3 protein-coding genes are annotated in these 5,418 nt (G+C 59.6%); all 3 read left to right on the top strand.

Annotation, left to right across the window (positions count from 1 at the left end):
• Positions 1–1,167 precede the first annotated feature (1,167 nt).
• Entirely contained in the window at positions 1,168–3,420 is a 2,253-nt protein-coding gene (locus sphst_RS10660; RefSeq protein WP_081877568.1) for a putative bifunctional diguanylate cyclase/phosphodiesterase, read from the top strand.
• 307 nt (positions 3,421–3,727) lie between these two features.
• A complete protein-coding gene (locus tag sphst_RS10655) occupies positions 3,728–4,276 on the top strand; it encodes a Csu type fimbrial protein (RefSeq protein WP_051916397.1) in 549 nt (182 codons plus the stop codon).
• A gap of 124 nt (positions 4,277–4,400) precedes the next feature.
• The gene (locus sphst_RS10650) at positions 4,401–5,345 is read left to right on the top strand and encodes a Csu type fimbrial protein (RefSeq protein ID WP_107045530.1); all 945 of its coding nucleotides are present in this window, start codon (positions 4,401–4,403) and stop codon (positions 5,343–5,345) included.
• Positions 5,346–5,418: the final 73 nt, after the last annotated feature.

Here is a 5,418-nt window from a genome sequence, read left to right as displayed (position 1 = left end):
CTCGAGGGTGGATCTTCGGCCCGATCTTGTGGGTAGGCGCGATCATGGCGGGTGCCGGAGTCGCCTTCCTTACGCTCAACTTACTACCTATGCGCGGCACTTTGCCATAAATTGGCACCGCGCTCGTTTATCTGGGGAAGCCGGGCATACTGGTACCGGTTGGCGGTGATCCTGACCCGCTAAGCTGAAGGCGCCGCAGACTGGCACCTAGACATTTTCAAAAAGCGGCCGCCTCACAGTTTCGGCTATTAGCACCAGCTTTTCTAACAGCCCCCATTCCGCTTTAATCCTCGATTTGAGACAGGCATGATGGACTATCAACGTTCAAAGGTAGTCAGCGGAAATATACAAGTCTCTTGAGTTAGCGAGTGCGGAGGGGTACCTGAATGCCCGGATTTAGGGTCGTTAAACTGGCAAGTTCGGGGCTTAGCGTGCAGTGCGACGCACCCAAGCCGCCAAGCAAGCCGTAAAGGCCGCGGAAACTGTCGCAGATGCCAAAACGGCTTGGCCTAGTGTTTCGACCATCAATAAGCTTCCTTCTGTTTAATGGTGCGAACGCTCGACCCATGCGTAGGGTTCACGGCAAAGACCATAAGCGTATGGCAGTCCAAACAAAGCCACGGCAAAGACCCTACCTGATGCGCCACGTCGTGCGGCAGCGTTCCAGTGTATGAGAGAGCTTCAAAGGGCCGAGGTTGCCGGAGATTATGTCAAACTCATCGCTGACCTGATTGCCTTGATCGGCAGGCGTGGGCGACCGATGTCGCCGAGCATCCCGGCGCTAGCCACGGAGCCGCGGCAAAGGTGGTTCATCACCAGCGCGAAGGGTTGGTTGAAAGCCGCCCTTATCGCTCGATCTTTTTCAAGAAGCGCCGAGCGTCGATTGCAGCGATGTCTCGTGATCGGCACCGGAACACTAGGTCAAACTATCTGTGCCTACCACGTGAAGCGGTTTGCCATATAGCCGCCCATTAAAGCCTCTCCTAGTCATGGTTCGCTATTGGAAACCAAAATGAACGGATGGCGGAATTTGACAGCGGTTTGAGCCTGCCGAACGTCCGTTTCGGGCGGATCTTGGCATAAAGGCGGGATATTATTGCGCCTATACTGGGGCAGCTTGATCTCGTTTTGATTTAGTCACCTTTCGTTAGGTTCATTCTTCGAACAATGACGTACATGGGACAATACGCGTCACCGGAAGGCCACAGGTTGGATAAGCTCGGATTTCAAAGCTTTGAGGTAGGCGGCGACATAGATGCGACCGAACAACCTTGTGACGGTGCCGTCGTGATCGAAAAACGCACTACGGCAGGCTACGCTAGTGAGGCATCGTCGGCCTATAGCCTGAGCGAGACTGATGAAGACGCGCGATACGCAGTAGCGCTCAGTCCCCAAATTAATTGGGTCGCCTCCGCTGACGGTAGGGTCGTACGTGTAAGCCCCCGATGGGCCGAGATGACTGGATCAAATCCGTCAGAGGCGCTGGGATATCGGTGGATCGAAAAGCTTCACCCTGACGATGTGACCGCTACGGCAAAGGCCTGGGAAAGGTCGGTTAAAACTGCCTCGCCTATTGATATCGAGTATCGGTTGAAGACGTGCAACGCAGGATATCGATGGGTACTTTCGCGTGCTATCGCCAGGCTCGACGATTCAGCTCAGGTCGTACGCTGGTACGGCACGCTGGAGGATGTTCAAGGCCGACGGGTGGCGGAGGATGCACTGCGGGACAGCGAGGAGCGCTTTCGCCTGGCGGCCCAGGCTGCTGGCCTTGGCATCTGGGACTATAATGCATCCGAGGACCAGCGGGAATGGTCCGAAGACTTCAAGGCCATGCTCGGCCTGCCGATCGATGCCACACCGTCGATCGATGCTGCACTGTCTCGCGTCGTGCCTGATGACCGACCCAAGCTGCTGGCCTTGATCGGCGCGGTGCGGGCCGGGCATAGCGGATACCGGTTCGAGACTATGGTTCGCATCCGCCGCGCCGACACTGGTGACGAGCGATGGATGAAGACGGCTGGGTTGCGGATCGAGGCACCATTAGGCCGCTTGCAGCGCGTCCTTGTGACGGTCCGTGACGTGACCGAAGAAAGGAATGTCGAAGACCGTATCAGATGGACGGCCGATCACGACGGGATGACGCGGCTGCCCAATCGAGCGGCATTCGTGAACCGGTTGGAGAGCTCAATTGTCACCGCCAGCCGAGACAATTCGCAAGTCGCGCTTGTAGTGTTCGATGTCGATCACCTGAAGGAAACCAACGACACGCTCGGCCACGACGCCGGCGATGTACTGATACAGACATTGGCCGAGCGTCTTACGAAAATTTTCGGCACGGGCTGCACCGTTGGAAGGCTTGGTGGCGACGAGTTTGCCGCAATTCTCAAACCGACTGACGAGGATGCGATGGTCCTCAAGACGCAGGCGGCGCTCGATGTGCTCCGGGAGCCCTTTACCTACGAAGGACGTATCGTCGATTGCCAGGCAACGGCAGGTGGATCGGTCTTCCCCCAGCATGGCTCCAGCGCCACGGAACTGCTGAAGGCCGCCGACATCGCGCTTTATGCCGCGAAAAGCCGCAGTCGAGGTGGAGTTTTGGCATTCAGGGCAATCATGCGTGCCGACCTGCAGAGGCGGTCGTCAATGATTAGCGTTGCGCGAGATGCGGTCCGCGAAGACCGGATCGTCCCCTATTACCAGCCCAAGGTTTCGCTTCACGACAACGCGGTCTGTGGTTTCGAAGCGCTTCTACGCTGGCGTCATCCGACACTTGGTATCCAGGCGCCGGGAACCATCGCCGCCGCCTTCGAAGATCTCGATCTGGCCACGAGCATCAGCGAACGTATGCTTTCGCAAATCGTCGATGACATGCGGCGCTGGCTGGACAACGGCGTCGAGTTCGGACGTATCGCTGTGAACCTTTCGCCTGCTGAGTTCCGGCATGAGTCCCTCGTGTCACGGGTCCTGGAGCGACTGCACCGCGCGAGAATCGCGACGTCGCGTCTCGAACTTGAAGTGACCGAGACGGTATTTCTGGGTCGCGGTGCGGACTCCGTTGCGGACGCGCTCAGCATGTTCAGTCGCGAAGGCGTGACGATCGCACTTGATGATTTCGGTACGGGATATGCATCGCTGACGCATCTCAAGGCCTTTCCGGTCGACATCATCAAGATCGACCGCAGCTTTGTCAGCAGTCTGGATACCAACCCCAATGATGCTGCGATCGTCGACGCTGTCATCGGGCTTGGTCACAAGCTCGGTATGGAAATCGTGGCTGAGGGTGTCGAGACAAACTTTCAGGCGCGGTACCTGATCGAACGTGGGTGTGAATATGCCCAGGGGTATCTGTTCGGTAGAGCCGGTCCTGCTGCAACAATACCACCTATGGTATTGCAAAACCGCGCTCTAATCGGCTGATCGAGACGCCGCGAGGAGGTCTGAAGCCAACGGCGGCGCGCTTGCGGCGGTATTCGTGCAAAAGACGTGGCACGATGACCTGGTGAGGCCGCATTGAGCAAACAAGTCAATAAGGGATCTGGGACGGCTAATCTGCAGCACTGAAGCAGTGTCGGCGTCAGGGTTATCAGGAGCGCGCACGCAGTCGTCATCTCATTAGAACGATGTCATAATTGTTTGATCGAAAGCTATCGTCGGCCAGATCGGTTGTTCAACACCCTGTTAACTGGCGACCATTGAGAACGGCCCAAATGGAGGCTGTTTTATCATGATCTACCGTAAGATGACGAGCAGGGTTCTGGGCATTGCGGTCGGCACGATCGCGGCGTCCGGCGGGGCGATATCGGCACACGCACAAACCGCCAGCGGCACGATCGGCGTGTCTCTGAACATCCTCGCGGCCTGTGCGGTGAATGGCGGCAACAGCGCCGCGACCATGGGGCGGATCGGGACGATCGCCTTCGCCGATCAGTCCGGCGTCTTCGGCAACGCCGATGCGACGATGGTCGCGCAAGGCAGTACGAATGCGGTCACGGTGTTGTGCACGCCGGGCCTGGCGCCGAAGGTCACGGTCGGGGCGGGCGCGAACGACGCGGGCAATGTCCGTCAGCTGGCCTATCTGGGGCAGACCGTCGCGTATCGGCTGTATACGGACGCGTCGCGGCAGGACGAGATCACCATCGGCAGGCAGATCAGCCTCGGCACCGCGGCCACCACGGCGTTGACGTTGCCGATCTTCGCCCGCGCGTCGAGCAATGGCCTGGCACTGCCGGCGGGCACCTATACTGACACGGTACAGGTGACGCTCAGCTGGTAGCGGGGGTGCGCGCCGTTCGGGCTCTCCTCGCGGTGCCGACGGTCGCAGGCAGTACGTTTGGGGGCATGGCCAAGACTGCGGACGTCGCGGCTCTGTCACGGGTGGGGCCGGTCTCGTGCCGGTGATGGCGTCGCTGCGGCTGTTCTTCGCATTGGTGGTCCTGAGCATCGTCACGGGCCCTGCATTCGCCGCTTGCACGACATCGTCCGGGGCACTCACCTTCTCGCCGGTGTCGTCGTACGACGTGCGTGGTAGCACGGTGCCGCAAGTTGCCGGGTCAGCCGGTCTTTCCTGTACGGGTTCGGTGCTGACCCTCATCGGCGGCAATTCGGCGCGCGCGACCATCACGAGCCTCAACCAGTTTCGCCTGGTCAAAGGCGCCGACGCGATCGCCTATCAGGTGTCGGCCGATGCCAGCGGCACCACGCCGTTCACGCAAGGATCGACCGTCAACTATATGAGCGGCAGCCTGCTGGCGGTGCAGGGCGGTGGAAGCAGTTTCACCACGCCATTGTTCGCGCGTTTGACGGCGGCTCCCAATGTGGCCGCCGGGACGTATAGCGACACACTGACGGTGCAATGGGACTATAGCGTCTGCAACGGGGTGAACGTGCTCGGTGTCGTCTGTACGGGCTATGATAGCGGGAAGGTCGTCATAACGCTTCAGGTGACGCTGGTGGTCGGCAACGACTGCAAGATCACCGCGCCCGACCTGTCCTTCGGCAGTGCGGCGCTCGTCACGCAGTTCGGTCCGGTGACCTCGGCCGTCCAGATCGATTGCACCCGCGACGCCGTCTACCGGATCGGCTTCACACCCGGCGGTGCCGGTACCGGTGCGGCGTGGCGGCAGATGACCAGTGGCGCGGGCGCGACATTGCAGTATCAGATCTATCATGCGGATGGCGTCACCGTTTGGAACGAAGCCAACCCGCTTACCGGCGCAAGTCCCGGAACGGGCAGCCTGACCCCCGTCAGAACCTACCCCTATGTCGCCAGGATCAATCAGGCGCAGGTCACGCCGGCAGCGGGAAGCTACCAGGACGCCGTCAGTGTGGTCGTTACATTCTGATTGTGCCGGAGGGCTACACCTAGCCTGTTGGCATATGAACGAACGTCTAATTTTTTGCGCGCTATCTGGCGGT

Source organism: Sphingomonas sp. STIS6.2 (assembly GCF_000732685.2).
Lineage (GTDB): Bacteria > Pseudomonadota > Alphaproteobacteria > Sphingomonadales > Sphingomonadaceae > Sphingomonas > Sphingomonas aerolata.
This window is presented reverse-complemented; position numbering and strand designations above follow the sequence as displayed.